At 72.0% G+C, this 25258-nt stretch carries 20 protein-coding genes; 8 read left to right on the top strand and 12 right to left on the bottom strand.

What is annotated here, in order from left to right:
- The first annotated feature begins 5 nt into the window (after positions 1 to 5).
- On the top strand, positions 6 to 662 hold the full coding sequence (locus tag ACQPXD_RS51605) for a response regulator (protein WP_432831793.1): 657 nt from the start codon (positions 6 to 8) through the stop codon (positions 660 to 662).
- Between the two features lie 957 nt (positions 663 to 1619).
- On the opposite strand, the gene ACQPXD_RS51600 is transcribed toward ACQPXD_RS51605, so the two are convergent.
- Positions 1620 to 2348, bottom strand: a complete 729-nt coding sequence (locus ACQPXD_RS51600) for a PIG-L deacetylase family protein (RefSeq protein WP_432831791.1) — start codon at positions 2346 to 2348, stop codon at positions 1620 to 1622.
- A gap of 7 nt (positions 2349 to 2355) precedes the next feature.
- Entirely contained in the window at positions 2356 to 2634 is a 279-nt protein-coding gene (locus ACQPXD_RS51595) for a chorismate mutase (RefSeq protein WP_432844270.1), read from the bottom strand.
- 285 nt (positions 2635 to 2919) lie between these two features.
- Here ACQPXD_RS51595 and pcrA point away from each other — a divergent pair, with 285 nt between their 5' ends.
- Positions 2920 to 5319 (top strand): DNA helicase PcrA, encoded by a 2400-nt coding sequence (gene pcrA, locus ACQPXD_RS51590; RefSeq protein WP_432831789.1) that lies wholly within the window; start codon positions 2920 to 2922, stop codon positions 5317 to 5319.
- A gap of 7 nt (positions 5320 to 5326) precedes the next feature.
- On the opposite strand, the gene ACQPXD_RS51585 is transcribed toward pcrA, so the two are convergent.
- Entirely contained in the window at positions 5327 to 6007 is a 681-nt protein-coding gene (locus tag ACQPXD_RS51585) for a M23 family metallopeptidase (protein ID WP_432831787.1), read from the bottom strand.
- A gap of 377 nt (positions 6008 to 6384) precedes the next feature.
- Between ACQPXD_RS51585 and sucC the strand changes: the two genes are divergently transcribed.
- From sucC to ACQPXD_RS51570, 3 genes are all read left to right on the top strand, one after another.
- A complete protein-coding gene (gene sucC / locus ACQPXD_RS51580) occupies positions 6385 to 7560 on the top strand; it encodes an ADP-forming succinate--CoA ligase subunit beta (RefSeq protein WP_432831785.1) in 1176 nt (391 codons plus the stop codon).
- 5 nt (positions 7561 to 7565) lie between these two features.
- Positions 7566 to 8453, top strand: coding sequence for a succinate--CoA ligase subunit alpha (gene sucD, locus ACQPXD_RS51575; protein ID WP_432831783.1), 888 nt, complete (start codon positions 7566 to 7568; stop codon positions 8451 to 8453).
- Between the two features lie 73 nt (positions 8454 to 8526).
- Entirely contained in the window at positions 8527 to 9828 is a 1302-nt protein-coding gene (locus ACQPXD_RS51570; RefSeq protein ID WP_432831781.1) for a cell division protein PerM, read from the top strand.
- Positions 9829 to 9939: 111 nt separating this feature from the next.
- Here ACQPXD_RS51570 and ACQPXD_RS51565 read toward each other — a convergent pair whose 3' ends face one another.
- Entirely contained in the window at positions 9940 to 10803 is an 864-nt protein-coding gene (locus ACQPXD_RS51565; RefSeq protein WP_432831779.1) for a bifunctional methylenetetrahydrofolate dehydrogenase/methenyltetrahydrofolate cyclohydrolase, read from the bottom strand.
- 31 nt (positions 10804 to 10834) lie between these two features.
- On the opposite strand from ACQPXD_RS51565, the gene ACQPXD_RS51560 reads away from it, so the two are divergent.
- Positions 10835 to 11749: a hypothetical protein gene (locus ACQPXD_RS51560; protein WP_432831777.1), complete on the top strand. Its 915-nt coding sequence runs from the start codon at positions 10835 to 10837 to the stop codon at positions 11747 to 11749.
- A gap of 27 nt (positions 11750 to 11776) precedes the next feature.
- Here the strand turns inward: ACQPXD_RS51560 and purH are convergent, their stop codons facing one another.
- Both purH and purN read right to left on the bottom strand, forming a co-directional pair.
- On the bottom strand, positions 11777 to 13309 hold the full coding sequence (gene purH / locus ACQPXD_RS51555; RefSeq protein ID WP_432831775.1) for a bifunctional phosphoribosylaminoimidazolecarboxamide formyltransferase/IMP cyclohydrolase: 1533 nt from the start codon (positions 13307 to 13309) through the stop codon (positions 11777 to 11779).
- On the bottom strand, positions 13302 to 13913 hold the full coding sequence (gene purN / locus ACQPXD_RS51550) for a phosphoribosylglycinamide formyltransferase (RefSeq protein WP_432831773.1): 612 nt from the start codon (positions 13911 to 13913) through the stop codon (positions 13302 to 13304). The genes purH and purN overlap by 8 nt, the downstream gene beginning before the upstream one ends.
- Before the next feature lie 233 nt (positions 13914 to 14146).
- Between purN and ACQPXD_RS51545 the strand changes: the two genes are divergently transcribed.
- On the top strand, positions 14147 to 14731 hold the full coding sequence (locus ACQPXD_RS51545; RefSeq protein WP_432831772.1) for a DUF4190 domain-containing protein: 585 nt from the start codon (positions 14147 to 14149) through the stop codon (positions 14729 to 14731).
- A 1485-nt stretch (positions 14732 to 16216) separates the two neighbouring features.
- Here ACQPXD_RS51545 and ACQPXD_RS51540 read toward each other — a convergent pair.
- Both ACQPXD_RS51540 and ACQPXD_RS51535 read right to left on the bottom strand, forming a co-directional pair.
- The gene (locus ACQPXD_RS51540) at positions 16217 to 17779 is read right to left on the bottom strand and encodes a hypothetical protein (protein ID WP_432831770.1); all 1563 of its coding nucleotides are present in this window, start codon (positions 17777 to 17779) and stop codon (positions 16217 to 16219) included.
- Between the two features lie 32 nt (positions 17780 to 17811).
- Complete coding sequence (locus tag ACQPXD_RS51535) at positions 17812 to 18369, bottom strand: CGNR zinc finger domain-containing protein (RefSeq protein WP_432831768.1); 558 nt, start codon at positions 18367 to 18369, stop codon at positions 17812 to 17814.
- An 88-nt stretch (positions 18370 to 18457) separates the two neighbouring features.
- On the opposite strand from ACQPXD_RS51535, the gene ACQPXD_RS51530 reads away from it, so the two are divergent.
- Positions 18458 to 18871, top strand: a complete 414-nt coding sequence (locus tag ACQPXD_RS51530) for a hypothetical protein (RefSeq protein ID WP_432831766.1) — start codon at positions 18458 to 18460, stop codon at positions 18869 to 18871.
- 834 nt (positions 18872 to 19705) lie between these two features.
- On the opposite strand, the gene ACQPXD_RS51525 is transcribed toward ACQPXD_RS51530, so the two are convergent.
- The 4 genes from ACQPXD_RS51525 to ACQPXD_RS51510 form a co-directional block, all read right to left on the bottom strand.
- Positions 19706 to 20608 (bottom strand): IS5 family transposase, encoded by a 903-nt coding sequence (locus ACQPXD_RS51525; protein ID WP_432831764.1) that lies wholly within the window; start codon positions 20606 to 20608, stop codon positions 19706 to 19708.
- A 1420-nt stretch (positions 20609 to 22028) separates the two neighbouring features.
- A complete protein-coding gene (locus tag ACQPXD_RS51520) occupies positions 22029 to 23246 on the bottom strand; it encodes an NADP-dependent isocitrate dehydrogenase (protein ID WP_432831762.1) in 1218 nt (405 codons plus the stop codon).
- A 99-nt stretch (positions 23247 to 23345) separates the two neighbouring features.
- Positions 23346 to 24272 carry a glycosyltransferase family A protein gene (locus ACQPXD_RS51515; RefSeq protein WP_432831760.1) on the bottom strand — a complete coding sequence of 309 codons (927 nt, stop codon included), beginning with the start codon at positions 24270 to 24272 and terminating at the stop codon, positions 23346 to 23348.
- Positions 24269 to 25192, bottom strand: coding sequence for a sulfotransferase (locus ACQPXD_RS51510; protein WP_432831751.1), 924 nt, complete (start codon positions 25190 to 25192; stop codon positions 24269 to 24271). Before ACQPXD_RS51510 ends, ACQPXD_RS51515 begins: the two co-directional genes overlap by 4 nt.
- Positions 25193 to 25258 lie beyond the last annotated feature (66 nt).

The raw sequence follows: 25258 nt of genomic DNA, 5'->3' as shown, positions 1-25258 counted from the left end.
AAACGATGAGCGGCGAAGAGTCCCAGCGGCTGCGGGTGTTCCTGGTCGATGACCACGCGATGTTCCGCGCCGGCGTCCGCGCCGAGCTCGGCGTGCACGTCGACGTCGTCGGGGAGGCGAGCGGGGTGGCCGAGGCGGTGCAGAAGATCTCCGCGGCGGAGCCCGACGTCGTGCTGCTCGACGTCCACATGCCCGACGGCGGCGGCCGGGCGGTCCTCGACGCGATGCGCCGCACGCACCCGCACGTGCGCTTCCTGGCCCTGTCGGTCTCCGACGCGGCCGAGGACGTGATCGGCCTGATCCGCGCCGGCGCCCGCGGCTACGTGACCAAGACGATCTCGCCGGACGAGCTGGCCGACGCCATCCGCCGGGTCGCCGACGGCGACGCGGTGTTCAGCCCCCGGCTGGCCGGCTTCGTGCTCGACGCCTTCGCCGCGCGGCCCGACACCCCGGTCGCCGACCCTGAGCTGGACCAACTGACCAACCGGGAGCGCGAGGTGCTGCGGTTGCTCGCCCGGGGGTACGCCTACAAGGAGATCGCCAAGGAGCTCTTCATCTCGATCAAGACGGTCGAGACGCACGTCTCGAACGTCCTGCGCAAGCTGCAGATGTCCAACCGCTACGAGCTCTCCCGCTGGGCCGCCGACCGCCGCCTGGTCTGAAGCTGTTTCTAGCCTGGCTGTTTCTAGCCTGGCGCTCGCTTCGCTCGGGCGCGGCCGGGGGGTTCCCACCCCGGACCCCCCATGGCCGCTGCGCGGCCACCGGCCGCGCTTCGCTGCCGGGCCGCTCCCTGTCCGCGCTGGATCGCGTCAGGTCCGCCGGGCTTGCCCCGGCCTCCGCGTGCCCGGTCGCTCGCTCAGGCGCGTCGGAGGCTCGGTCGCTCGGGGGGCTCGGGCGCGTCGGGGGTTCAGGCTCGTCGGGGCTCCCGTCTCGGGCTCCCTATGGTCGCTTGCCCGCCCGCTGGGCGCGCTTCGGTGATGGGCTGGTTGTTGTCCGTGGTGGGGCGCGTCGGGTTCGTGGGCTTGTTGTGGTTCGTGGGCTCGTTTTGGCCGCGGCGCGGGTGTCCGGCTCCTCGTGTGCCGGTGGTCGCACTCGTCGTGGCTCTTCGCGTTCTCGACCGCCAACCGCCCCGCGTGAAACCGCCAACCGCGTCGTGCGAGAGCGCTAGCCGCATCGTGCGGAAGCGCTAACCGCATCGCGCGGAAGCGCCAACTGCGTCGTGCGGAAGCGCTAACCGCATCGCGCGGAAGCGCCAACTGCGTCGTGCGAGAGCGCTAACCGCATCGTGCGGAAGCGCTGCCGGTGGAGCGGGCGGCCGGACATGCGCTCGGCGCGGCGCTATGTCTCCGTGATCATGCTCGAGTGGTCGTGTGCACCACGGGTTTTTCGTGATCGCGGAGACTAAACGTAGGCCTGGGTACCGTATATCTCCGTGATCATGAAAAACCATGGGTGTCGGTGTGGGGGTGTGCATGATCGCGGAGACTTGTGGTCGCTCCGAAAAGTCCAGACACTTCGTGTCCGGACTTTTCGGACTTATGCCCCGTCAGGCGAAAAATCCGATAAGTCGTGGCGCGGAGCGCCCGACTTATCGGACGCAGCGGGACGGAGGGCGCGGATCAGGCGGTTTGGAAGATGCTGAAGGCCTCGGCCAGGTGGCCGTCGGGGAGGCCGCCGGCGCGGGCCAGCAGCAGGTGGCGTTCGCGGAGGAATTCGTCGAAGCCGTCCAGGTGTGACGTCTGCGACACGTGTGCCCGCAGGGCCGCCAGCTTGCGCGGGAACACGTCGGTGACGTCGACGAAGTGGTCCGGGTTCGGGCCGCCGCTGTACCAGATCTCGCGGACCGTCCAGGGGTCGAGGCCGATGTCGGTGAAGGTGAACGGGTTGCGCGCGTCCGGGTAGACCGCGCACGTCGTCGCCTCGCCGGCGGCCAGGTGGTCGGGGTGGCTCGGGCCGGCGATGCGGTCCCAGCGGCGCAGCGGCGAGCTGGTCAGCACCCGGTCGGGCCGGAACCGGCGGATGGCCGCCGTGATGTCCCGGCGCAGCCCGATGGTCGGCTCGAGGATGCCGTCGCGGTAGCCCTCCAGGAACTCGACCTGCTTCACGCCGACCGCCGCGGCGGCGGCGCGCTGCTCGGCCTCGCGCAGGATCGGCATCTGCTCGCGGGGCGTGTCGTCGAAGCCGCCGGCGTCGCCCTTGGTCACCAGCAGGTATGCGACCTCCAGGCCGGCGTCGACCCAGGTCGCGACCGTGCCGGCCGAGCCGAAGTCGACGTCGTCGGGGTGTGCCAGGACGCACAGCACGCGCTGGACGTCGGTGAGCGGCGCGGCCGATGGGGGAAAGGTCATGCACCTATTACAGCGGACCGCGGCCGGCGCGCAGGATCAGGAGCGCGAGCTGCGTGCCGTCGGCGCCGAGCTCCGTGCTGAAGCGCTCCAGGATCTCGCGCTCGCGGGAGAGCACCAGGCGGGTGCCGCCGGCGGCGACGCGGGTCTTGCCGACCTCCTGGGAGATCGCGGCCCGCTCCTTCCACAGCGCGACGAGCGCGGCGTCGATCTCGTCGATGCGGTGGCGCAGGCCGGCGATGTGTTCATCGGGCGTCGCCGGCTGGGCGTCGGCGGGCTGCTGTTCCATGGTGATGGCGGCCATTTCTCTTCGTCCTCGTCGGGTTGGCTCCGTGCTCCGGCCCCCGGGAACGCGAACGCCCCGGGCTTCGGAGCCCGGGGCGTCGGTAGGTTTAGCGATCAGGCGCGACCTACGGCTGCCGGACTCCGGTAGCCGTAAAAAAAGTAGTAGCGCGCACGCTCGATCACGAGCCGAGTATGGCACGACCCCCGTCGCGGCGGAAAGGTCTTGCCGGAAGTTGGGACGCGTCGGTTTTCGGTCATCAGTACGAGCGGGCATAGACTCGCCCCTGCGATGCATGCTCTCTTCGAGGTACCCCAGTCGCGCCCGCCGCAGCCCGAGGCCCCGGCGGCGCAGCCCAGACCGCCCAAGCGCGACCTGCTGGACGGGCTCAACGGCCCCCAGCGCGACGCCGTGACCCACGAGGGCCAGCCGCTGCTCATCGTGGCCGGCGCCGGCTCCGGCAAGACCAAGGTGCTCACGAGCCGCATCGCCTACCTGCTGGCGGAGCGCCACGTGCACCCCGGCGAGATCATCGCCATCACGTTCACCAACAAGGCCGCCGGCGAGATGAAGGAGCGGGTCGCCAAGCTGGTGGGCAACCGTGCCCGGCTGATGTGGGTGTCCACCTTCCACTCGGCCTGCGTGCGGATCCTGCGCGCCGAGCACGACCACGCCGGGCTCAAGTCGACGTTCTCGATCTACGACGCCGACGACTCGCGGCGGCTCATGCAGCTCGTCTCGCGCGAGCTCGACCTCGACCCGAAGCGCTATCCGCCGCGCGGCCTGGCCACCCAGGTGTCCAACCTGAAGAACGAGCTCGTCGATCCCGAGACGTTCGCCGCGAAGGCGTCGGGGCCGGCCGAGCGGGCGCTGGCCGAGGCCTACACGCTCTACCAGCAGCGGCTGGGCGAGGCGCACGCGCTGGACTTCGACGACCTGATCATGCGGGTCGTGCACCTGCTGCAGAGCCACCCCGAGGTCGCCGAGACCTACCGGCGGCGGTTCCGCCACGTGCTCGTCGACGAGTATCAGGACACCAACCACGCGCAGTACATGCTGGTGAAGGAGCTGGTCGGGGACACCGGCGAGCTGTGTGTCGTGGGCGACGCCGACCAGTCGATCTACGCGTTCCGCGGCGCGACGATCCGCAACATCCTGGAGTTCGAGCGGGACTACCCCAACGCGCACACGATCCTGCTGGAGCAGAACTACCGCTCCACCCAGACGATCCTCAACGCGGCCAACGCCGTCATCGGGCGCAACAGCGACCGCAAACCCAAGCGGCTGTGGAGCGACCAGGGCGACGGCGAGCAGATCGTCGGCTACGTCGCCGACACCGAGCACGCCGAGGCCGACTGGGTGGCCCGGGAGATCGACCGGCTCTCCGACAACGAGGGCGTGCGCCCGGCCGACGTGGCCGTGTTCTACCGGACCAACGCGCAGTCCCGCGTGTTCGAGGAGATGTTCATCCGCTTCGGCCTGCCCTACAAGGTCGTCGGCGGGGTGCGCTTCTACGAGCGCAAGGAGGTCCGCGACGCGCTGGCGTACCTGCGCGCCGTGGTCAACGAGGACGACACGGTGAGCGTCCGCCGGGTGCTCAACACGCCGCGGCGGGGCATCGGCGATCGGGCCGAGGCGTGCATCGAGGCGCTGGCGAGCCGCGAGCGGATCTCGTTCGGCGCGGCGCTGCGCCGCGCGGCCGACGCGCCGGGCATCTCCACCCGCGCCGTCAACGCCATCGGCGAGTTCGTGGCGTTGCTCGACGACCTGCGGACCTTGGCCGAGACGGCGCTGCCCGAGGAGGTCCTGGAGGCGGCGCTGGAGCGCTCCGGCTACCTCGGCGAGATCGAGGAGAGCACCGACCCGCAGGAGGCGGGCCGGGTGGAGAACCTCCAGGAGCTGGTCAGCGTCGCCCGGGAGTACACCGAGCGCACCGAGGCCACCGTCACGGTCGCCGCCGAGCAGGGCGACGCGACCGCGGTGCCGCCGCCGAGCGTCGCGGGCTTCCTGGAGCAGGTCTCGCTGGTCGCCGACGCCGACCAGATCCCGTCCGACGACCCGGACCACACCGGCGTCGTGACCCTGATGACCCTGCACACGGCCAAGGGCCTGGAGTTCCCGGTGGTCTTCCTCACCGGGCTGGAGGACAGCGTCTTCCCGCACCAGCGGGCGATGAGCGACCGCAAGGAACTGGAGGAGGAGCGGCGGCTGGCGTATGTCGGCATCACCCGCGCCCGCCAGCGCCTCTACATCTCCCGGGCGGTGACCCGCTCGGCCTGGGGGCAGCCGGCCTACAACCCGCCGTCGCGCTTCCTGGAGGAGCTGCCGCCGGAGCTGGTGCGCTGGGAGCGCACCGACGCCGCCTACACCAGCTGGTCGGGGCGGGCCGGGGTCGGCGGGCGCGGGTCGGGCGCGACGCAGTCCCGCACGTCGTCGTTCGTGGGCGGCACGCCGAAGGCGGCGCAGCTGGCGGCGAAGCTCGGCCTGGACGCCTCGAAGCTGTCCACGGCCAGCGAGCTGGCCCGCGACGTGCCGTCGCTGGCGGTCGGGGACCGGGTCAACCACCAGCGTTACGGCCTCGGCCGGGTGCTGGCGGTGGAGGGCGCGGGGCCGCGCGCCCAGGCGCAGATCGACTTCGGCGACCAGGTGATGTGGATCGTCCTGCGGCACGCCGCGCTCGACAAGCTGTGAGCCCCGCTCAGGAGTAGATCGACTCCTTGTGCCGCTGGATGTCCACCCCGTGCTCGCGCATGAAGGCCAGCGGCTCGATCGGCTTGTCGTCGCGGCGGACCTCGAAGTGCAGGTGGGAGCCGAACGAGTGGCCGGTGTTGCCCACCAGGGCCAGCCGGTCGCCCGCCTGCACCGTCTGGCCCTCCTCGCAGAGCAGCTTCGACGCGTGGCCGTAGACGGTCACGATGCCGTCCCCGTGGTCGATCATCACATTGTTGCCGTACCCGCCGTTCCAGCGGCAGAGGATCACCTTGCCCGCGGCCACGGCGGTGAACGGGGTGCCCTGCGCCGCGCCCAGGTCCACGCCCGGGTGGAGCCGGCCCCAGCGCTCGCCGAAGAACGACGTCAGCGTGTAGTTGCGCAGCGGGAGGACCCACACGTCCGGGGCGGGCTGGTTGGCGGTCGACACCGTGCCGTGGGCGTCGCTGCGGCTGGCCCGCTCGCCCGTTCGGGTACCGATGTCGTCGAAGTTGCCGCTCGCCTCCATCGTCAGCGCGTCGGTGCGCGGCTGCGGCAGGGCGGCGGCGGTGCCGAGGGCGGCGATGGCCGAGCCGATCACCGCCGCGGTGAGCACCGCCAGGTAGCGGCCGCGGGGGCGCGGCCGGCGGCGCCGGCCGCGGTAGGTGGCGCGCGCGAGCGCAGCATTCACCGCGGTGAACCTCCGAGAGTGCCGGAAAGGGGAGGGGCCGGACGCACCCCTCACACGTCCGGCCCCTCTATCGCACGATGCCCCGCCGCCACCCCTCGACCGACAGGGCATCGGCCGCTTTGGTGCCGGCCCTACCCTCGGGGCTTTCCCCGTGGGCGGGCCGACACTGCTCTCAACGACGGGCCGCCGGGGCGGTTACGCGGGCGGCCGGCTGTCCCCCGGAAGAGAGAGCATGGGGGGCCGAAACCGGTACAGAGTGGAATCGCGCACATCGGCTGGCCCGCACGGTCGCCCTGGGTGAGCCCGCGGTTAGGCTGCGAACGTTGAGCCGTCCTCGCGATGGGGCAGGCGGCACGGTTGACGGAACGGGACCAACTGTGGACCTGTACGAGTACCAGGGGCGCGCCCTCTTCGCCCAGCACGGGCTGCCCGTGCTGGGCGGCGGCGTCGCCGAGACCCCTGAAGAGGCCCGGGTGATCGCCGAGGAGCTCGGCGGCCGGGTCGTCATCAAAGCCCAGGTGAAGGTCGGCGGCCGCGGCAAGGCGGGCGGCGTGAAGCTGGCGGAGGGCGCCGACGAGGCCACCGCCCACGCGACCAACATCCTCGGCATGGACATCAAGGGCCACACGGTCCACAAGGTGATGGTCACCACCACGGCCGACATCGCCGAGGAGTACTACTTCTCGTATCTGCTCGACCGCGCGAACCGTACCTTCCTGTGCATCGCCAGCGTCGCCGGCGGCATGGAGATCGAGACCGTCGCGCACGAGGCGCCGGAGAAGGTGGCCCGGGTCGCCATCGACGCGCTCCAGGGCGTCGACGAGGCGAAGGCGCGGCAGATCGTCGAGCAGGCCAAGTTCCCGGCCGACGTCGCCGACCAGGTGGTGGCGATCGCGGTCAAGCTGTGGCAGGCGTTCGTCGCCGAGGACGCCACGCTGGTCGAGGTCAACCCGCTCGCGAAGACCACCGACGGCACCGTGCTGTGCCTCGACGCCAAGGTCACCCTCGACGCGAACGCCGACTTCCGGCACCCCGGCCACGAGGAGCTCGAGGACAAGGCCGCGACCGACCCGCTGGAGCAGGCGGCCAAGGAGAAGAACCTCAACTACGTGAAGCTCGACGGCAACGTCGGCATCATCGGCAACGGCGCCGGCCTGGTCATGTCGACCCTCGACGTGGTCGCCTACGCCGGCGAGGGGCTGGGCAGCAAGCCGGCCAACTTCCTCGACATCGGCGGCGGCGCGAGCGCCCAGGTCATGGCCAACGGCCTGGAGATCGTGCTCGGCGACCCCGACGTCAAGAGCGTCTTCGTCAACGTCTTCGGCGGCATCACCGCCTGCGACGCCGTGGCCAACGGCATCGTCCAGGCGCTGCAGCTGCTCAAGGACCGCGGCGAGGCGGTCACCAAGCCGCTCGTGGTCCGCCTCGACGGCAACAACGCCGAGGAGGGGCGGCGCATCCTCGACGACGCCGCGAACCCGCTCATCGAGCGGGTCGACACGATGGACGGTGCGGCGCGGCGCGCCGCCGAGCTCGCAGCGAGTGGGGTGTAACGACCATGGCGGTATGGCTGACCGAGTCCAGCAAGGTCATCGTCCAGGGCATGACCGGCGCCGAGGGCTCCAAGCACACCCGGCGGATGCTCGCCGCGGGCACCGACGTGGTCGGCGGCGTGAACCCGCGCAAGGCGGGCCAGCAGGTCGACTTCGACGGCACCAAGCTGCCCGTGTTCGCCTCGGTCAAGGAGGCGATGGAGCAGACCGGCGCCGACGTCAGCGTCATCTTCGTCCCGCCGGCCGGCACCAAGTCGGCGGCGCTCGAGGCGATCGACGCGGAGATCCCGCTCGCGGTGGTCATCACCGAGGGCGTGCCGGTGCACGACACCGCCGCGTTCTGGGCCCACGTGCAGGCGACCGGGAACAAGACCCGGATCATCGGCCCCAACTGCCCGGGCATCGCGAGCCCCGGCAAGTCCAACGCCGGCATCATCCCGGCCGACATCTCCGGCCCCGGCAAGATCGGCCTGGTCAGCAAGTCCGGCACGCTGACGTACCAGATGATGTACGAGCTGCGCGACATCGGCTTCTCGACCGCCATCGGCATCGGCGGCGACCCGGTCATCGGCACCACGCACATCGACGCCCTCGCCGCGTTCGAGGCTGACCCGGAGACCGCCGCGATCGTGATGATCGGCGAGATCGGCGGCGACGCCGAGGAGCGGGCCGCGGAGTTCATCAAGGCCAACGTGCGCAAGCCGGTGGTCGGCTACATCGCGGGCTTCACCGCCCCGCCCGGCAAGACCATGGGCCACGCCGGCGCGATCATCTCCGGCTCGGCGGGCACCGCCGACGCCAAGAAGGTGGCGCTCGAGGCGGCCGGGGTGGCGGTCGGCAAGACCCCGACCGAGACCGCCAACCTCATGCGGGACATCGTCACCGCGCTCTGAGCGGCATCGATCGTGCAAGTTCGGACGGCCGGGGTTAGTGACCGGCCGTCCGGACTTTGGCAGAGTGAAGGCGATGCCGACCACCCCAGAGGACCCGGACGACGGGGCGCCGACCCGGCTCGCCGACCGTGAGACCGTCCGGCTGCCGATCCAGCGGCGCGCGGTCCGCGGCCGGAATCCCGGCCGCCGGCCGGCCCGGCGCGCCCCGCTGGCCGTGGCCGCGGTGGTCAACGCGCTGTGGGCGGCGCTCGTCTCGCTGGTGCCGACCCTCGTCGTGGTCTGGCTGCTCTTCGCCTTCGACTCCTCGGGCGTCCCGCTCGCCGACGTGCTGCGGCTCGGCCTGGCCGGTTGGCTGCTCGCGCACTGGGTGCCGCTGCAGACCGGGCTGGGCCCGATGAGCCTGGCCCCGCTGGGCCTGACCGCCATCGCCGCCTGGCGGATGTACCGGGCGGGCGTCAACACCTCCCGCGCCATCGGCGCCCGGGCCCGCAGGCGCGGCTCGCCCTGGTCGGCGTGGCCCGCCGTGCGCGCCGGGGCCGGGGTGAGCGTCGTGTACGCCGCGCTCGGCGCCCTCGCCGCGACGGTCGCCGACCACCAGGGCGTCGAGGTCTCCGCCGTCCGCGCCACCCTCACGTTCGCCGCGTTCGGCCTGGCCACCGGCCTTTTGGGCGCCCTCGCCGAGGCCCGCGGGATTGCCCGGCTGGCCTCCCGCACGCCCCGGGTCGTGCGCGACGCGACCCGCACCGGCGCCGTCGCCGCCCTGCTCGTCCTCGGCGCGGGCGCCGCGACGACCGGCATGGCGGTCGCGTTCTCCGGCGGCGACGCCAGCCAGATCATCGACGACTACCACACCGGGATCGCCGGGCAGGTGGGTCTGGTCGTGGTGTGCGCGCTCTTCGCCCCCGACGTGACCGCGTGGGCCGCGAGCTACCTGATCGGCCCGGGCTTCACCATCGGGGCGCAGACCTACATCAGTGCGGCGCACGTGACAGTTGGTCCGCTGCCGGCGGTACCGCTGCTGGCCGGCCTGCCGTCGACGCCCGCCACCGGCTACGCGCCGCTGCTGCTGGGCCTGCCGCTGGCCGCGGCCCTGGTCGCGGGCTGGCTGCTGGCCCGCCGGTCGCTGCGCAACGACCCGGCGCGCCCGTGGGTCCCGCTGCTCGGCGCCTCCGCCCTGGCCGGCCCGGTGGCGGGCGTGCTGCTGGCCCTGGCCTCGGCCGCGGCCAGCGGCTCCCTCGGCGCCGCCGGCCTGGCCGACATGGGCCCGCACTCGGGGGCGGTCGGGTTCGTCGCCATGTTCATGATCTCGATCGGCGCCCTGCTCTCCACGGCGGCGACCAAGCTCGCCCTCCACGCCCGCCAGTCCCGCGAGTAGCGCGCCGGTTCTTGGCACCGCGGACCTGGCAGGGAGGCGCGCCAGCGCCGACCGGTGTCTGGCGGGAGCAACGGTCCGCCGGTGACGCGGCCCGAGCCAGCAGCTTTTTGCTCAGGCCCGGCGCTCGGCGAGTTCCACGACGTTGGTCAGGAGCATGGCGCGGGTCATCGGGCCCACGCCGCCCGGCATCGGGGCCAGGTGGCCGGCCACCTCGGCGACGTCGGGGGCGACGTCGCCGACCAGGCGCGACTTTCCCGACTCGTCCGTGACCCGGGTGACGCCGACGTCGAGGACGGTGGCGCCGGGCTTCACCATGTCGCGGGTCAGCAGGCCGGCCCAGCCGGCGGCGACGATGACGATGTCCGCGGTGCGGGTGTGGGCGGCCAGGTCACGGGTGCCGGTGTGGCACAGGGTGACCGTCGCGTTCTCGGTCTTGCGGGTGAAGATCAGGCCCAGGGGGCGGCCGGCGGTGGTGCCGCGGCCGATCGCGGTCAGCTCGGCGCCGTTGGTCGGGATGTCGTAGCGGCGCAGCAGCTCGACGATGCCGTTGGGGGTGCACGGGAGCGGGGCCGGGATGTTCAGGACCAGGCGGCCCAGGTTGGTCGGGTGGAGGCCGTCGGCGTCCTTGTCCGGGTCGATGAGCTGCAGGATGCGCTGCTCGTCCAGGCCGGCCGGGAGCGGGAGCTGCACGATGTAGCCGGTGCAGGCCGGGTCGGCGTTGAGGGCGTGCACGGCGTCCTCGACCTCGGCCTGGGTGGCGGTCGCGGGCAGGTCGCGGCGGATCGAGGCGATGCCGACCTCCGCGCAGTCCCGGTGCTTGCCGGCGACGTACGCGTGGGAGCCCGGGTCGTCGCCGACCAGGATGGTGCCCAGGCCGGGGACGATGCCGCGGTCGGCCAGCGCCTTGACGCGGGTGCGCAGCTCGTCCTTTATGGCGGTCGCCGTTGCCTTGCCGTCGAGAATGGTTGCCGTCACGGAGTCCGATCCTGCCACTAGAGTGCAGGGCGTGCCGCTGCGGCGAGGGGTTGTCGCCCTCTTCACTCTGTTCGCGCTGACCGCGTGTGGCGATCCGCCCGCGCCCGCGCCCGTGTCGGAGCAGCCGGCCGTGGGCGCGAGCCAGGGGCGGCAGGCGGCGCCGGCCGGCTCCGACGAGCCCGCGGCCGGGCTGGAGAGCAAGGGTGGCGCGACGGACCGGGGCGCGCTGGCCGCGGCGTTCGTGCGGAAGCTGCCAGGGACGTTCGGGATCATCGTGCGGGACCGGACGACCGGGGCGGTGTGGAAGGCCGGCGACACCACGGCGACGACGTGGACGGCGTCGACGATCAAGCTGGCGATCGCCACCGACCTGCTCGAGCGGAACCAGTCGAAGCAGATCACGCTCGATGCGACCGACCGGTCGAACCTGGACAAGGCGCTGATCAACTCCGACAACGACGCGGCGACGGCGCTGTGGAACAAGTATGACGGGCCGGGCATGCTGGAGCGGTTCCGGTCGCGGTACGGCATGAGTCGCCTCGCCGTCATCGACGGCTACGACACCTTCTGGCGCAACCTGCGGTGCAGTGCCGAGGACCTGCAGAGCCTGATGTCGTACGTCCTGGACAAACTGGACGCGACCGATCGCGGCTACCTGGTGTCGACGCTGCGCAAGGTCGCCAGCAACCAGCACTGGGGCGTCTGGGCGGCCGGGTCGAGCCTCAAACCCGGGAACAAGGACGGCTGGGCCGAGAAGCCCGTGGACGGCAAGAACGTCTGGATGACGCACACGGTCGGCTTCGCCGGCGACGGCGAGCGGTATGTCGTGGCCGCGATGTACGAGCAGCGGCCCGGCGGCACCCTGGACAAGGGCGCGCACGCGGTCAGCGACGCCGTCGCCACGTACTTCGGCGCGAAGGTGCCCGCCCCCGTCTCGCTGCCGTAGCCGCGGGCGGGCACCGACCCGAGGCGCTCAGTGGAAGAAGTGGCGCGTCCCGGTGAAGTACATCGTCACGCCGGCCGCGCGGGCCGCCTCGATGGTCAGCTCGTCGCGGACCGAGCCGCCCGGCTGCACGATCGCGGCGATGCCGGCGTCGATGAGCGCCTGCGCGCCGTCCGGGAACGGGAAGTACGCGTCCGAGGCGGCCACCGACCCGGCGGCCCGCTCGCCCGCCCGGGTGATCGCCAGGCGGACCGAGTCGACCCGGTTGACCTGCCCCATGCCGACGCCGACGGTCGCGCCGCCGGAGGCGAGCAGGATCGCGTTGGACTTGACGGCGCGCACCGCACGCCAGGCGAAGACCAGGTCGCGCAGCAGGCCGGCGGCGGCGGGCTCGCCGGTGACCAGCCGCCAGTTCGCCGGGTCGTCGCCCTCGGCGTCGATGCGGTCGGCGGCCTGGACCAGAACGCCGCCGGAGATCTGCCGCGACTCGGCCGGGGCCGGCTGCCAGGCCGGCGCCCGCAGGACCCGCAGGCTGGGCTTGGTGGTCAGCAGCGAGACGGCCTCGTCCTCGTAGTCGGGCGCCACGACCACCTCGGTGAAGATCTCGCTGATCTGCTTGGCGAGGTCGAGGGTGACCGGGGCGTTGACCGCGATCACGCCGCCGAACGCGCTGATCGGGTCGCAGGCGTGCGCCTTGCGGTGGGCGTCGGCCACGTCCGAGCCGATCGCGATGCCGCAGGGGTTCGCGTGCTTGATGACCGCGACGCACGGGTCGGTGAAGTCGTGGACGGCGCGCCAGGCGGCGTCGGCGTCGACGTAGTTGTTGTACGACATCTCCTTGCCGCCGAGCTGCTGGGCCTGGGCGAGGCCGGGCGCGGCGGCCGGGTTGGTGTAGAGCGCGGCGGCCTGGTGCGGGTTCTCGCCGTACCGCAGCGTCGCCGCCTTGCGCAGGGCCGTGCCGGCGAAGCGCTGGTCGTCGCGGGCGAACCAGTCGGCGACGGCGACGTCGTACTCCGCGATGTGCGCGAACGCCGCGCCGGCCAGCGACCGCCGCTCGTCCAGCGTGAAGCCCCCGTCGGCGACGGCTTGCAGTACCAAATCGTAAAAACCGGGCGATGTGACGACCGCGACGCTGGGGAAGTTCTTCGCCGCGGCGCGGACCATGGCCGGCCCGCCGATGTCGATCTGTTCCACGCACTCGTCGTCGGAGGCCCCCGAGGCGACCGTCTCGGTGAACGGGTACAGGTTGGACACCAGCAGCTCGAACGGCTCGATCCCCAGCTCGGCGAGCTGGGCCGCGTGGGCCTCCAGCCGCAGGTCGGCCAGCAGGCCGGCGTGCACCTTCGGGTGCAGGGTCTTGACCCGCCCGTCCAGCGTCTCGGGGAACCCGGTCAGCTGCTCGACGCGGGTGACCGGCAGGCCGAGCGCCTCGATGCGGGCCGCCGTGGAGCCGGTGGAGACCAGCTCGACCCCGGCGCCGGCCAGCGCGCGGGCCAGCTCCTCGAGTCCGGTCTTGTCGTACACACTGATGAGCGCGCGCCTGATGGGACGGCGGTTAGCCACGGCCCAGCCTGACCTTTCGTTCGTTGACGGTCCAGCCTTCGCGCGCCATTCGCCCGACCGTGTCGACCAGCTGGCGGCGCTCGGCAACTTTGATCCGCTCGGTGAGCGTTTCCTCGGTGTCCTCGTCGAGGACGGGCACCGCGACCTGCGCGATGATCGTCCCGGTGTCGACGCCGCTGTCGACGAAGTGCAGCGTGGCACCCGCGAGCTTCACTCCGTAGGCGAGCGCGTCCCGCGGTCCGTGGATACCCGGAAATGCCGGCAGCAAAGCGTTGTGTGTGTTGATGTACCGGCCTTCGTACTCCCCGAGGAAGCGCGGCCCGACCAGCTTCAGGAACCCGGCGGAGACCACCAGGTCCGGCTTGAACCGCGCGCACTCGGCCAGCAGCGCCTCGTCCCAGGCGTCCCGGTCCGGGTAGTCGCCCACCCGCACCACGAACGTGGGCACGCCGCGCCGCTCCGCCCGGGCCAGCCCCTCGATCGAGCGACGGTCCGCGCCGACCGCCACCACCGCGGCGCCGTACGCCGGATCCTCGGCGGCGTCCAGCAGGGCCTGCAGGTTCGACCCGGAACCGGACACGAGCACGACAATCCGAACTGTCACCACGAAACTGTATCGACCGGGTCCGCCCAGCTCAGCGCCGGGCCGCCCGCCATTTCCGGGCAAACCCGGACATAACCCTAAACAGTGTGGTCCAGTTATCGATACTCCACCGTTTACGACTGCGCAGAGTTGATCGGGGCAAGTACGCTGCCCAAGTTCCGTATCCCCCTCGGGACTACCCTGATGCGAACCACCAACGCACGGAGTCGTCCCCAGCCTTAGGAGCCATAGCAATGGGCTACCCACCACCGGGCCAGGATCCCTACGGGCAGCAGCCCAACCAGGATCCCTACGGTCAGCCCCAGTACGGCCAGCAGCCGCCGCAGTACGGCCAGCCCGCGTACCAGGACCCGTACGCGCAGCCCCAGCAGCCCCAGTACCAGGACCCCTACGCGCAGCCGCAGCAGCCGGCCTACCAGGACCCGTACGCGCAGCCCCAGCAGCCGCCGGTCTCCGGCACCCCGTACCCGACCTCGGGCGGCGCGTACCCGACCTCCGGCGGCGGCTACCCGCAGGGCGGCTACGCCACGCCAGGCTACGGCGCGGCCCCCGCCCAGCCGCAGAACACCTTCGGCCTCGTCAGCATGATCCTGGGCATCATCTCGATCCCGACGGCCTGCTGCTACCTGGGCCTGGTGATCGGCGTCGCCGCCATCGTGCTCGGCTACCTGGGCCTGAACAAGGTGAAGGAGGGCGTCGCCACCAACCGCAGCCAGGCCCTCGCCGGCCTCATCTGCGGCGCCGTCGGCGCCGGCCTGGAACTGCTGTGGCTGATCCTGGTTTTCGCGCTGAACATGGGCAGCCTGAACTTCACCTGATCGACCACCCCGGAAAAAGGGCGCGCGAGTGCTTCGCGCGCCCTTTTCACTGCCTTCCCGAAGATGATGACTCGGGCCCGCGTCACTTGCAGACCGTTCCTCCCGCGAGTCACCGGGCCCGGCCTGCCCTGAACGGGCGGCCGGCCCCTGCCAGGTCCGCCGTGCCAAGACCCACCACACGCCCGTCGCCGACCACTCCGGGCCGCTCACGCCCGCCGCCGTGGCGAGGCGGCCGCTGGCGTGGCGAGGCGGTGCCGCCGTGGCGAGGCGGCCGTCGCCCGATCGCGGCGGAGTGGAGTTGGCCGCGGACCCCTGGGCGGCGCGGCAGGCCGGGCGTCGCGGATCTCTCGCCGCCGGCACCGAGCAAAGACGCGATCGGCGCGGCCGGGCCGGACGTATGTCTCCGCGATCATGATGCACGCAGTGGCCGCACCGCGGGTTTGCCATGATCCCGGAGACTTGTAGTACACGGGTGTACATCACCACTCCGTGATCATGAAAAATCCTTGGTGTCGGCAGCGAGCGCGGCATGATCGCGGAGACTTGTGGTCGTTGCGCTGCGCTCCGCGGCATGCAGCGCCGGCCGTGTGGGACCGTGACCGCGAGTCGCGCTCGCCGTGGGATGGCCTGGGCGAGCGGGTCGGCCCTCGCGGTGAGCGGGCATGGCAGCGCTGGCAGGTGCCGGGGGCGCAGCCGGCGCAGCCCATCGCGGCGCGCGAGTGCGGGCACGGTGCACGGTGGCTGCGGGCCGGACGCGTCGGCCGCGTCGACATGGAGCCGTGCCGGGCCGCGTCGTGCCGGGCCGCGTCGTGCCGGGCCGCGCCGGGCCGCGTCGTGCCGGGCCGTGCCGGGCCGCGCCGGGCCGGCGCCGCGCCGTGCCGCGCCGTGCCGTGCCGGGCCGGGCCGCGCCGGTCGTGGCCGCTGGCGTGGTGTATGAGGGCAGCGCCTGATCGTGGTGGTTCATGTCGGCGGCCGCCGACGGCCGCTACAGGCTGGGCGTCAATGGCCGTTGGTCGGCACGCCGGTCATCGGCGCTGACCCCCTTGGCGGCGCAACGGGGCGGAGGTCGCACCCGCCGGGCGCACAATCCGATCTGCGCAGCCGGGGCGGACGTATGTCTCCGTGATCATGATGCACGTAGTGGCCGCACCGCGGGTTTGCCATGATCTCGGAGACTTGTGGTACACGGGGGTACATCAGCGCTCCGTGATCATGAAAAATCGTTGGTGTCGGCAGCGGGTGCGCATGATCGCGGAGACTTCCGGTCGCTACGCCGTGCTCCGCGGCGGCCGGTGCCGGTCCGTGGCGGCAAGCCATAGTCGCTCCGCGCCGGGCACCGCCCCACCGGCAGAGCGCATCCGCCACCGAACCGACGGCCGCCTCACAGCAACCACCACGAACAGGCACTGCCCTCATACACCACGCCAGCGGTCGCGCCGGGCCGGGCGGGCGGGGCCGGGCGGGCGGGGCCGGGCGGGCGGGGTGTCAGAGGGCGCTGAGGTAGAGCTGCGTGGACTTCTCCTCTCTGGTGGCGACTACCGCGTGCGGGCCGGCGGCGGCGATGGAGGCTTCTGGGCAGCGGGTGGTGCAGGCGATGGCGCGTTCCTCCTTTGTGGAGCCGTCGGTGGTGGCGACGGTGAGCAGGCGGAGGGCGCCAGACGTGCTGCGCCACAGGATGTACGCGCGGTCGTCGGTGGCGGTGCCGGCGATCGGCTGGTAGCCGCCGAGGCCGGTCTGGCCCACGTCCCACTGGACGGCGCCGGTGCGGACGTTGACGGCGCTCAGGTGGGCGCTGGCGCTGCCGGGGTCGGCGTAGATCAGGGTTATGCCGGCGGGCACGGGCAGGGTGCCCTTGGCGTCGTGGCGGGTGCCGACCGTGCCGGTGCCGGCGTCCATGTACGTCGCGCGCTGCGGCGACGCGCCGGTCAGGGTCACGAAGCCGGCGTCGGCGGAGTAGATGCGCAGCTCAGCGCCGCCGCGTTGGATCGCGTGCCAGGACCAGCGCTCCGCGCCCGTCGCGGCGGTCAGACCGACGGCCACGTCGTCGACGCCCTGGGCGCGGCAACGCAGGGCAACCGCCACGGTTTCCGCGGTAGCGGCCAGGTCGGTCACGTCGCAGGCCGCGCCGCTGCGGACGGGCGACCACCGCCAGCGCTGCTCGCCGGACCGCGTATCGATGCCGAGCAGATCCCCGGCGCCGACCCCCGTCCCGGACAGCACTGCCGTGCGACCGGCGGCGCGCACGGTCGCCATCTTTCCCGACTGGTACCGCCGGGAGAACCGCTCCGCCCCCGTCGCCGCCTCGAGCGCGGTGACCAGCACCCCGTCGTCGGTGCCGAACGCCACCACGACCGCGTCGTCGACGAGGCCGGCCGCCTGGCTGGGCAGGTCGGAGCGCAGGTATTGCCAGGCGGTCGTGCCGCTGTCGAGCCAGACCGCGCGTATCCCGTCGCCCGCCCGGAGAATCGCCAGCTCTCCGTGCACGCCCACGAGCTCGACGCCGGCGAAGGGCAGGGGCCACGACTCCGCCTTCGTTCCCGGGGACGCGCCGGCCGTCGTCGCGTTGACGAAGCGGCCTTCCCGCGCCCAGTCGACGGCGAATCCGGAGGCAATGACGAGTACCACCGAAAAGGCGGCAACCGCTGTCCAGGGACGCCAGTCGCGGCCCGGCAGCGTGCCGGAGCCTGTGACCGTCAACACTGCCCAGCCGAGGACGAGGGCGGCCGAACCGGCGACCGTCACCGGGCCGCCGAGCGCGATGCCCGAACTCGGCTCGATCAGGCGGGTCAGCGCGATCGCGATCACACCGCCGGCCGCGGCGGACACTGCGGCCACCGCGGCGATCAGCCGTGAGCGGCGGGGCTCGGAGCGTGAATACGCCACGCAGAGCGCGCTCAGCAGGGGCCCGAGGAACGCGATGCCGACGATCGTGACCAGGTCAGGATGCTTACTGCCGGCCAGCGTCCAGGGCAGCGCCAGCCCGGCGATGGTCGCAACCATGCCGATTCCGATGACGACGAAGCCTGCCGCGCGAGCGAGGAGATTCACGAGGACAGGATGACGGGTGGGTACGACAGATTTCATCCGGCCCGGTCGCGCAGTTTCTGTCGGTAAGCGGATGACTTCGCTCTGTTCTGACAGGCGAGCGAGCAGAAGCGGCGGGAGGCGTTTTTGGTGGAATCGAGGTAGTACGCGTCGCAGGACTCGGCGGAACATTGTCCGAGCCGATGGGTCTGCCGGGTGCCGACCAGGAAGGCGAGCGCGGTCGCGGACTCGGCCGCCCAGGCGTCGACGATCGTGGCGTCGGCGGAGTGAAAGGACAGGTGCGGGCCCTCGCCCGGCGCCATGTGCAGGTTCGGCACGGCGCCGTGCTCGGCGAGGACGGTGTTCAGCGCGAACGACGCGGTGAGCAGGTCGCCGGCCAGGCAGGCGTCGATCGCGATGTGCAGGCGGCGCGCCACCGAGGCCAGGTCGTCGACGTCGGCGTCGGAGAGGTCGTGGCGGCGCATGAGGACGTTCTCGGCGAGCTCGGCGAACGCCTCGCCCAGCCCGGCGTCGTGGTGGACGCGTCTACCTTGACGGATCTCGATGGCCAGGTCGTTGACGAGGGCGATGCACAGCTCGACGTAAGCCGCCACATAACTGTCTATCGCCACTTGACCAGTGATGCCCTGACCGCCTATCGTCACTGCCATACCGTACCAAGCCAGTGACGGGAGGGTCGAAATGCCGTTCGAGTTCACCGACGCCGGCCGGATCCTGGCCGGCATCGCGCTGCTGTCGATCGTCACGATCGAGTTCGGCGGGTGGTTCCTCACGAGGATCGTGCGCGGCTCGGTGCCGATGACACCGTTCCAGCAGACGTTCGCACGGGCGGGCCACGCGCATGCCGGCGTCCTGGTCACGCTCGGCCTGGTCGGCATCCTCTACGCGGACCTCGCAGGTCTCGCCGGCGTGGTCGGATGGCTCGGCCGGGCCGGCATCCTGGCCGCGGCGATCCTGATGCCGGGCGGCTTCTTCGCCTCATCGGCCGGCAAGGAGCGAACGGCGCCCAACGCAGCCATAGCGCTCGTCTGGATCGGCGCGGCCTGCTTAGCGACCGGGGTGGTGGGGCTGGGTGTCGGCGTTCTGACGAGCTGACCCGCTCCTGGGCCGGCGCAGGTGATTGGAGCCCGGCAGCGTTGTCCCGGGGCGCGGCGAAGGGAAGGGAAGCGGGATTCGGAGGCGTAGGAGCGCCGGGCGACGCAGGCCGACGTGCGGCACGGCAGGAGCGCAGGGCCGGCACGGGTCAGTGACCGGAAAGCGGCCGCCGACGGACGGAGGTGCCCAACTGAAAGAAATAGAGGCAGGACTCGGGCCGCGTCACTTTCAGACCGTTCCTCCCGCGAGGCACCGGTCGGGCCTGGCGGCCCTCCCTGTCAGGTCCGCGGTGCCAAGAACGGCACCCGCCGCCCACGACCACACAACTCACCACCCGCGCCGCGCACCCAGCACGCACCAGCGTCCCGACTCCCGACCTCCGCCCCAACCCCATACGCCGCTCGCAGCGGCCGCCTGCCACGGCCACGGCCAGGGCGCGGCCACGGCCACGGGGCATGGCCCGGTGGGCGGGGCGGCCTCGGAGGCGGCGGGAGCGCAGGGTTAACGGGCGCGGCCAGGGCCGCAGGCACAGGCCATAGCCCAGCGGGCGCGGCAAGCGGTGCGGGCGTGGGCAGCGGTGCGGGCGCGGGGAGCGGTGCGGGCGCGGGGAGCGGGGTATAGCCCAGTGGGCGGGGCGGGTTCGCGCGAAGCGCGGAGCAGTGCGGGCCCGGCCCCGGGCGGGCGCGGGTGCGGGGCATGGCCCGGTGGGCGGGGCGGACCCGGCTGCGGCGGCAGCGCAGGGCAACGGGCGCGCGAGGGGGCATAGCGCGGTGGGCGGGGCAGCCTTGGCTGCGGCGGGAGCGCAGGGCTAACGGGCGCGGCTAGGGCCGCGTTTCATAACGCGCGGAGCCATTGGTTGATGGCGGCGATGGTCACGGTGGCCTCGAAGCGAACGGCGAGCTTGTCGTATCTGGTCGCCATGGCGCGATGCTGTTTGAGCTGGTTGATGCCGCATTCCACGGCATGACGCAGTCGGTAGACGACCGGGTCGAAGGCGGGCGGCCGCCCGCCTTTGGACCCCTTCGCTTTGCGGTGAGCGTCCTGGTCGGCCTTGCTCGGGATACACACCCTGATCCCGCGACGGCGCGCGTACCCGCGGTTGCCTTTGCTCGTGTACGCCTTGTCCGCCAGGACCAGGCCCGGACGGGTTCGCGGCCGGCCACCACCGACCCGACACACCTTGATCCGTTCCAACACCGGGGCGAACTGCGGGCTGTCACCCCGCTGACCAGCGGTGATCACCACCGCGAGGGTCTTCCGGCCCTGCTCACACGCCAGATGGATCTTCGTGGTGAACCCACCACGCGAACGCCCCAGCCCATGATCGCCGGGCTCGTCCTGTACACCGCCCGGCGGCTCCTTCTGCAGGTGACCGTCTCGGCGGGCACCCGCCGCATGGTGATGAGCCCGACTGACCGTGGAGTCCACGCTCACCGTCCAATCGATCTTCCCGCCCGCGTCCGCAGTGGCCTGCAACGCCGCCAGGACCCGCGCCCAGGTCCCATCACGCTGCCAGTGCCGAAACCAGCGATACAACGTCTGCCACGGCGCATACACCTCAGGAACATCCCGCCACGGCACTCCGGCCCGGACCCGCCACCGGATCCCGTCAACGACGTCTCTGCTGGCCCATCTCCGCGGGCGCCCACGACCGGTCTCCGCAGGCAGCAACGGCTCCAACACCGTCCACTGCGCGTCGGTCAGGTCATGACGCCTCACTGCCGCTACGCTCGGCACGAGGTCTCCGGTCTGGTATGCGGTTTTGCTTGGTCGCTAAACCACCTACCGGAGACCTCTTCAATTATCGATCACCGCCACGCCGCAACATCGACGCCGTTACGAAACACGGCCTAGGGCCGCAGCGCGGGGTATAGCCCGGTGGGTGGGGCTGGTTCGCGCGAAGCGCGGGGCAGTGCGGGCCCGGCCCCGGACGGGCGCGGGTGCGGGGCATGGCCCGGTGGGCGGGGCGGGTTCGCGCGAAGCGCGGGGTAATGCGGGCCCGGCCGCGGGCGGGAGCGGGGCATGGCCCGGTGGGCGGGGCGGCCTCGGAGGCGGCGGGAGCGCAGGGTTAACGGACGCGGTGGGGGCGGGCGTGGGCACGGTTGGGGCGTGGTGGGGGGCGCGAGGCCGGTTCGCCGCTGGGCGTTGCGGCGGTCGCATCCGCCGGCGTGGTGGCTGAGGTGGCCAGCGCTCTGGATTGTGTTGCTGTGCGGCGGCGGCCGGTTCGGTGGGTGGCGGGGCCCTGCATGTGCGGTGGTGCCCGGCGCGGAGTGACCTTGGCGCGCCTGCCATGGACTGGCACCGCACGGTCGTGCCGCGCCGCGTACGGCCGGGGTGCGCGGCTCGCAGCCACTGCGCTCCGCCCGTGCCCAGGTGCCCGCCAGCGCCAGTCGGGAACCGGCCAGCGCCGCGGCGGAACTGGCCGGCGCCACTCGGGAACCGGCCAGCGCTGCGGCGGAACTGGCCGGCGCCACTCGGGAACCGGCAACGCTGGCCGCGATGCCCGCCGGTGGCCACGTGGTGTCTGGCCGGCGCGTCCCAACACCCTGGGGTGGTCACGATCGGCGATCATGTACTCCCAGCTCGACCGCGGCCCGTTCCAGGTCGTCGACGTCCACGACCTGCGCGCGTTGGGCGTTGCCTCGCTGTGAAGCGCGGCGCAGGGACCGGAAGTCTCCGTGATCATGCGCAACCGGCATCGACACCAACGGTTTTTCATGATCGCGGAGACTTGATGTACACCCGTGTACCACAAGTCTCCGGGATCATGGCAAACCCGGTGTGCGGTCGCCGCGGGCATCATGATCACGGAGACATACGTCCGGCCCGGCCGCGCGGATCGGCGGTTGCGCTCGACGGGTGCGATGTCCGCATCGGTCCGCTGCGCCGCCTCGGGGTCGGCGACGATGACCACCGCACGGCGGTCATCGCCGCCCAGCCGGCGGCGGCCGCGCAGGCCCGCTGGTCGAGTGGCGGCGGTGAGTGTGGCGACGGCGCGCGGATCGGAACGGCTCGGGGCTGGAGCGCGATCGGGGACGCCGCGCCTCCGGGGGCGTCGAGAGCGCGCAAGCTCATCGAGAGTCGATGGCGTGGGAGTGGGCGGAATGCGACCGGCCCCGCTGCTCCGAAGAGGCGGGGCCGGTGAGGGTGCGGTGGGTCAGGCGGCCAGGCGCTTCGAGAGGTTCTGGTCCAGGGCGTTCATGAACTCGTCCGTCGTGAGCCAGGGGGCGTCGCGGGAGATGAGGAGCGCCAGGTCCTTCGTCATCTGGCCGGCCTCGACCGTCTCGACGCAGACCTCCTCCAGCGCGGTGGCGAACGCCGTGACCTCCGGGGTGCCGTCGACCTTGCCGCGGTGGGCCAGGCCGCGGGTCCAGGCGAAGATCGACGCGATCGGGTTGGTCGACGTCTTCTCGCCCTTCTGCCACTGGCGGTAGTGCCGGGTGACGGTGCCGTGGGCCGCCTCGGCCTCGACGGTCTTGCCGTCGGGGGTCATCAGGACGCTGGTCATGAGGCCGAGGGAGCCGAAGCCCTGGGCGACCGTGTCCGACTGGACGTCGCCGTCGTAGTTCTTCGCGGCCCAGACGAAGCCGCCCTCCCACTTGAGCGCCGCGGCGACCATGTCGTCGATGAGGCGGTGCTCGTAGGTCAGGCCGGCCGCGGCGAACGCGTCCTTGAACTCGGTCTCGAAGACTTCGGCGAAGAGGTCCTTGAAGCGGCCGTCGTACGCCTTCAGGATCGTGTTCTTGGTGGACAGGTACACCGGGTAGCCGCGGTCCAGGCCGTACCGGAACGACGCGCGCGCGAAGTCGCGGATCGAGTCGTCGAAGTTGTACATGCCCATGGCCACGCCGCCGCCGGGGAAGTTGGCGACCTCGAACTCGAGCGGGGCGCCGCCGTCGGTGGGGGTGTAGGTGATGGTGACCTTGCCCGGGCCGGGGACCACGAAGTCGGTCGCCTTGTACTGGTCGCCGTGGGCGTGGCGGCCGATGATGATCGGCTTCGTCCAGCCGGGGACCAGGCGCGGCACGTTGGACATGATGATCGGCTCGCGGAAGACCACGCCGCCGAGGATGTTGCGGATCGTGCCGTTGGGGGAGCGCCACATCTTCTTGAGGCCGAACTCCTCGACGCGCGCCTCGTCGGGCGTGATCGTCGCGCACTTGACCCCGACGCCGTACTGCTTGATGGCGTTCGCGGCGTCCACCGTGACCTGGTCGTCGGTCTGGTCGCGGTACTCGATGGACAGGTCGTAGTACTTCAGATCGACGTCGAGGTACGGCAGGATCAGCTGCTCGCGGATCTGCTTCCAGATGATCCGGGTCATCTCGTCGCCGTCAAGCTCGACGACAGGGTTGTTTACCTTGATCTTCGCCATCGGCCGGGCGCTCCTCTCGCGCTGACACCTCGCTTAGCAGTACGAGCGTACTGCATGGTCGAGGGTGAGCCCGGGGTGACCCCGAGACTTCAGCGATGGCTAGATGCCGCGGCCCCGGCGGTGGAGGGCGCCGAGGACGCTTTCGACCTTGACGACGCCGGTGACGGCGGCCAGGGCTATGGCGGCGCGTGGCTCGCGCCAGTTGGAGCGCATCGCGGCCTTCGTCCAGCGCCAGGCGTCGCGGCGGTTGCCGGTCGCGGCGGACCAGCAGGCGAGCTGGCCGTAGACGCGCCCGGCGCCGGTCGCGGACCGGGCGATCTCCGGGTGGCGGGCCATCATCCAGCGCAGGGAGGCCATCTTCGTGGCGTACTCGTAGGCGAACATCGACGACCGGCCCCACAGCACCCGCACGAGCGGCTCGTCGACGTGCACGATCTCGCCGCGCTTGGCGGCGCGCAGCAGCAGGTCCCAGTCCTCGTTCTGGCTGCCCGGGGCGTCCTCGGCGACCAGGCCGAGCTCGTCGGCGGCGAACGCGGCGCGGCGCATCAGGAACGTCGAGGAGTGCAGCATCGACATCCGGGAGCGGACCAGGTCGTCGAGGCCGATCAGGGAGGCGCCGGCCAGCCGGGGCGTGAGCCGGTCGGCGAACTCGACCTCGATCGCGCAGCTGCAGAACTCGGCCTGCGGGCGCTGCTGCAGCGCGTGTACCTGGCGGCGCAGCTTCGTCGGCAGCCACACGTCGTCGTCGTCGCAGAACGCGACCAGGTCGGTGTCCAGGGCGACGATGCCGGTGTTGCGCGCGCCGGCCAGGCCGGGGCGGCGCAGGTTGGGCAGCACGTCGAGCGGGCGGTCGCCGCCGCGGCACAGGCTTGCGTCGGTCTCGTGCTGGTCGTACACCACGATCGTGCGAACCGGACCGGGGTAGTCCTGCGCCACGATCCCGGCGACGGCGCGGCGCAGCAGCTCGGGCCGGTTGCGGGTGGGTACCACCACGCCGACGCTCGGCCAGTGCGCGGCGGTGCTCATCGGCTGCCCCGGTAGCCGTACACCCCGAGCAACGGAGCGGTCAGTGCGCTCACGACCCGCCGCTGGCCTCCCGGCAGCGCGGTGCGCCAGGCGTCGTCGCGGCGCAGCGGCACCGGGCCGACCTTGAAGCGCATCGGGTTGCCGGCGGCGCTGTGGCACGTGCTCAGTTCGGCGACGCCGTCGCGCAGGAAGGGCAGTTCACCCGGTTTTATCCCGATAAATCCGGACAGATCGCGCAGCGTCGCCGAAGGCTCGTCCAGCAGCGACTCGTACCGGACCCGCTTGACCGGCACGCCGCAGCGGTGCAGCACGGACAGCGCGGTGTTGTGGGCGTTCCACAGCAGGGCGGAGCGGCCCGGGGAGTACCGCGTCATCTCCTCGGCATTGTCGGTCTCCGGCCGGCTGACCTTCTTGGTCCAGGAGTACGCCACGCCGCGGCTGTCCCGGACCATGTGCACGACCCGCAGGTCAACGCTCGGCGCGAACCGCAGGCAGTAGGCCAGCGCCGCGTGCTTCGAGGAGTCGACCAGCACGTCGGCGCCGGAGACGACGGCGGCCGCCTCGTAGAGCCGGGCGTACCAGTCGGCGTACTCCTCGACGAGCAGCCGGTGCGCGGGGCTCATCCGCACGCTGGCCAGCCGCGGGATGTGCCGGGTCCGCTCCACCGCGTGGCGCAGCGCCAGCACCCGCCACACGTCGACGTGGTGCCAGCCGCCGAACGCCTTCTCGCCCACGGCCTGCCAGAAGTCGCAGTCGGAGAAGTGCACGCCGCAGGCGCAGCGCTCATCGCCGGCGATGTCGCGCTCCCACAGGTGCACGACCTCCCCGAGCGGGCACACGCCGGGCAGTTCCCCCAGCAGGCGTTCGAGCAGCGTGGTGCCGCTGCGCCCGAGCCCTCCGAGGAACAGAACGCGTACCAAACCGTCCTCCTTGGTCGTTTTGGTAGATATGCCAGTTTCGCTGGTATCTGGTAGGCATAACGAGGA

Origin of the sequence: Dactylosporangium sp. CA-092794 (assembly GCF_050948465.1) — a bacterium.
GTDB lineage: Bacteria > Actinomycetota > Actinomycetes > Mycobacteriales > Micromonosporaceae > Dactylosporangium.
This window is presented reverse-complemented; position numbering and strand designations above follow the sequence as displayed.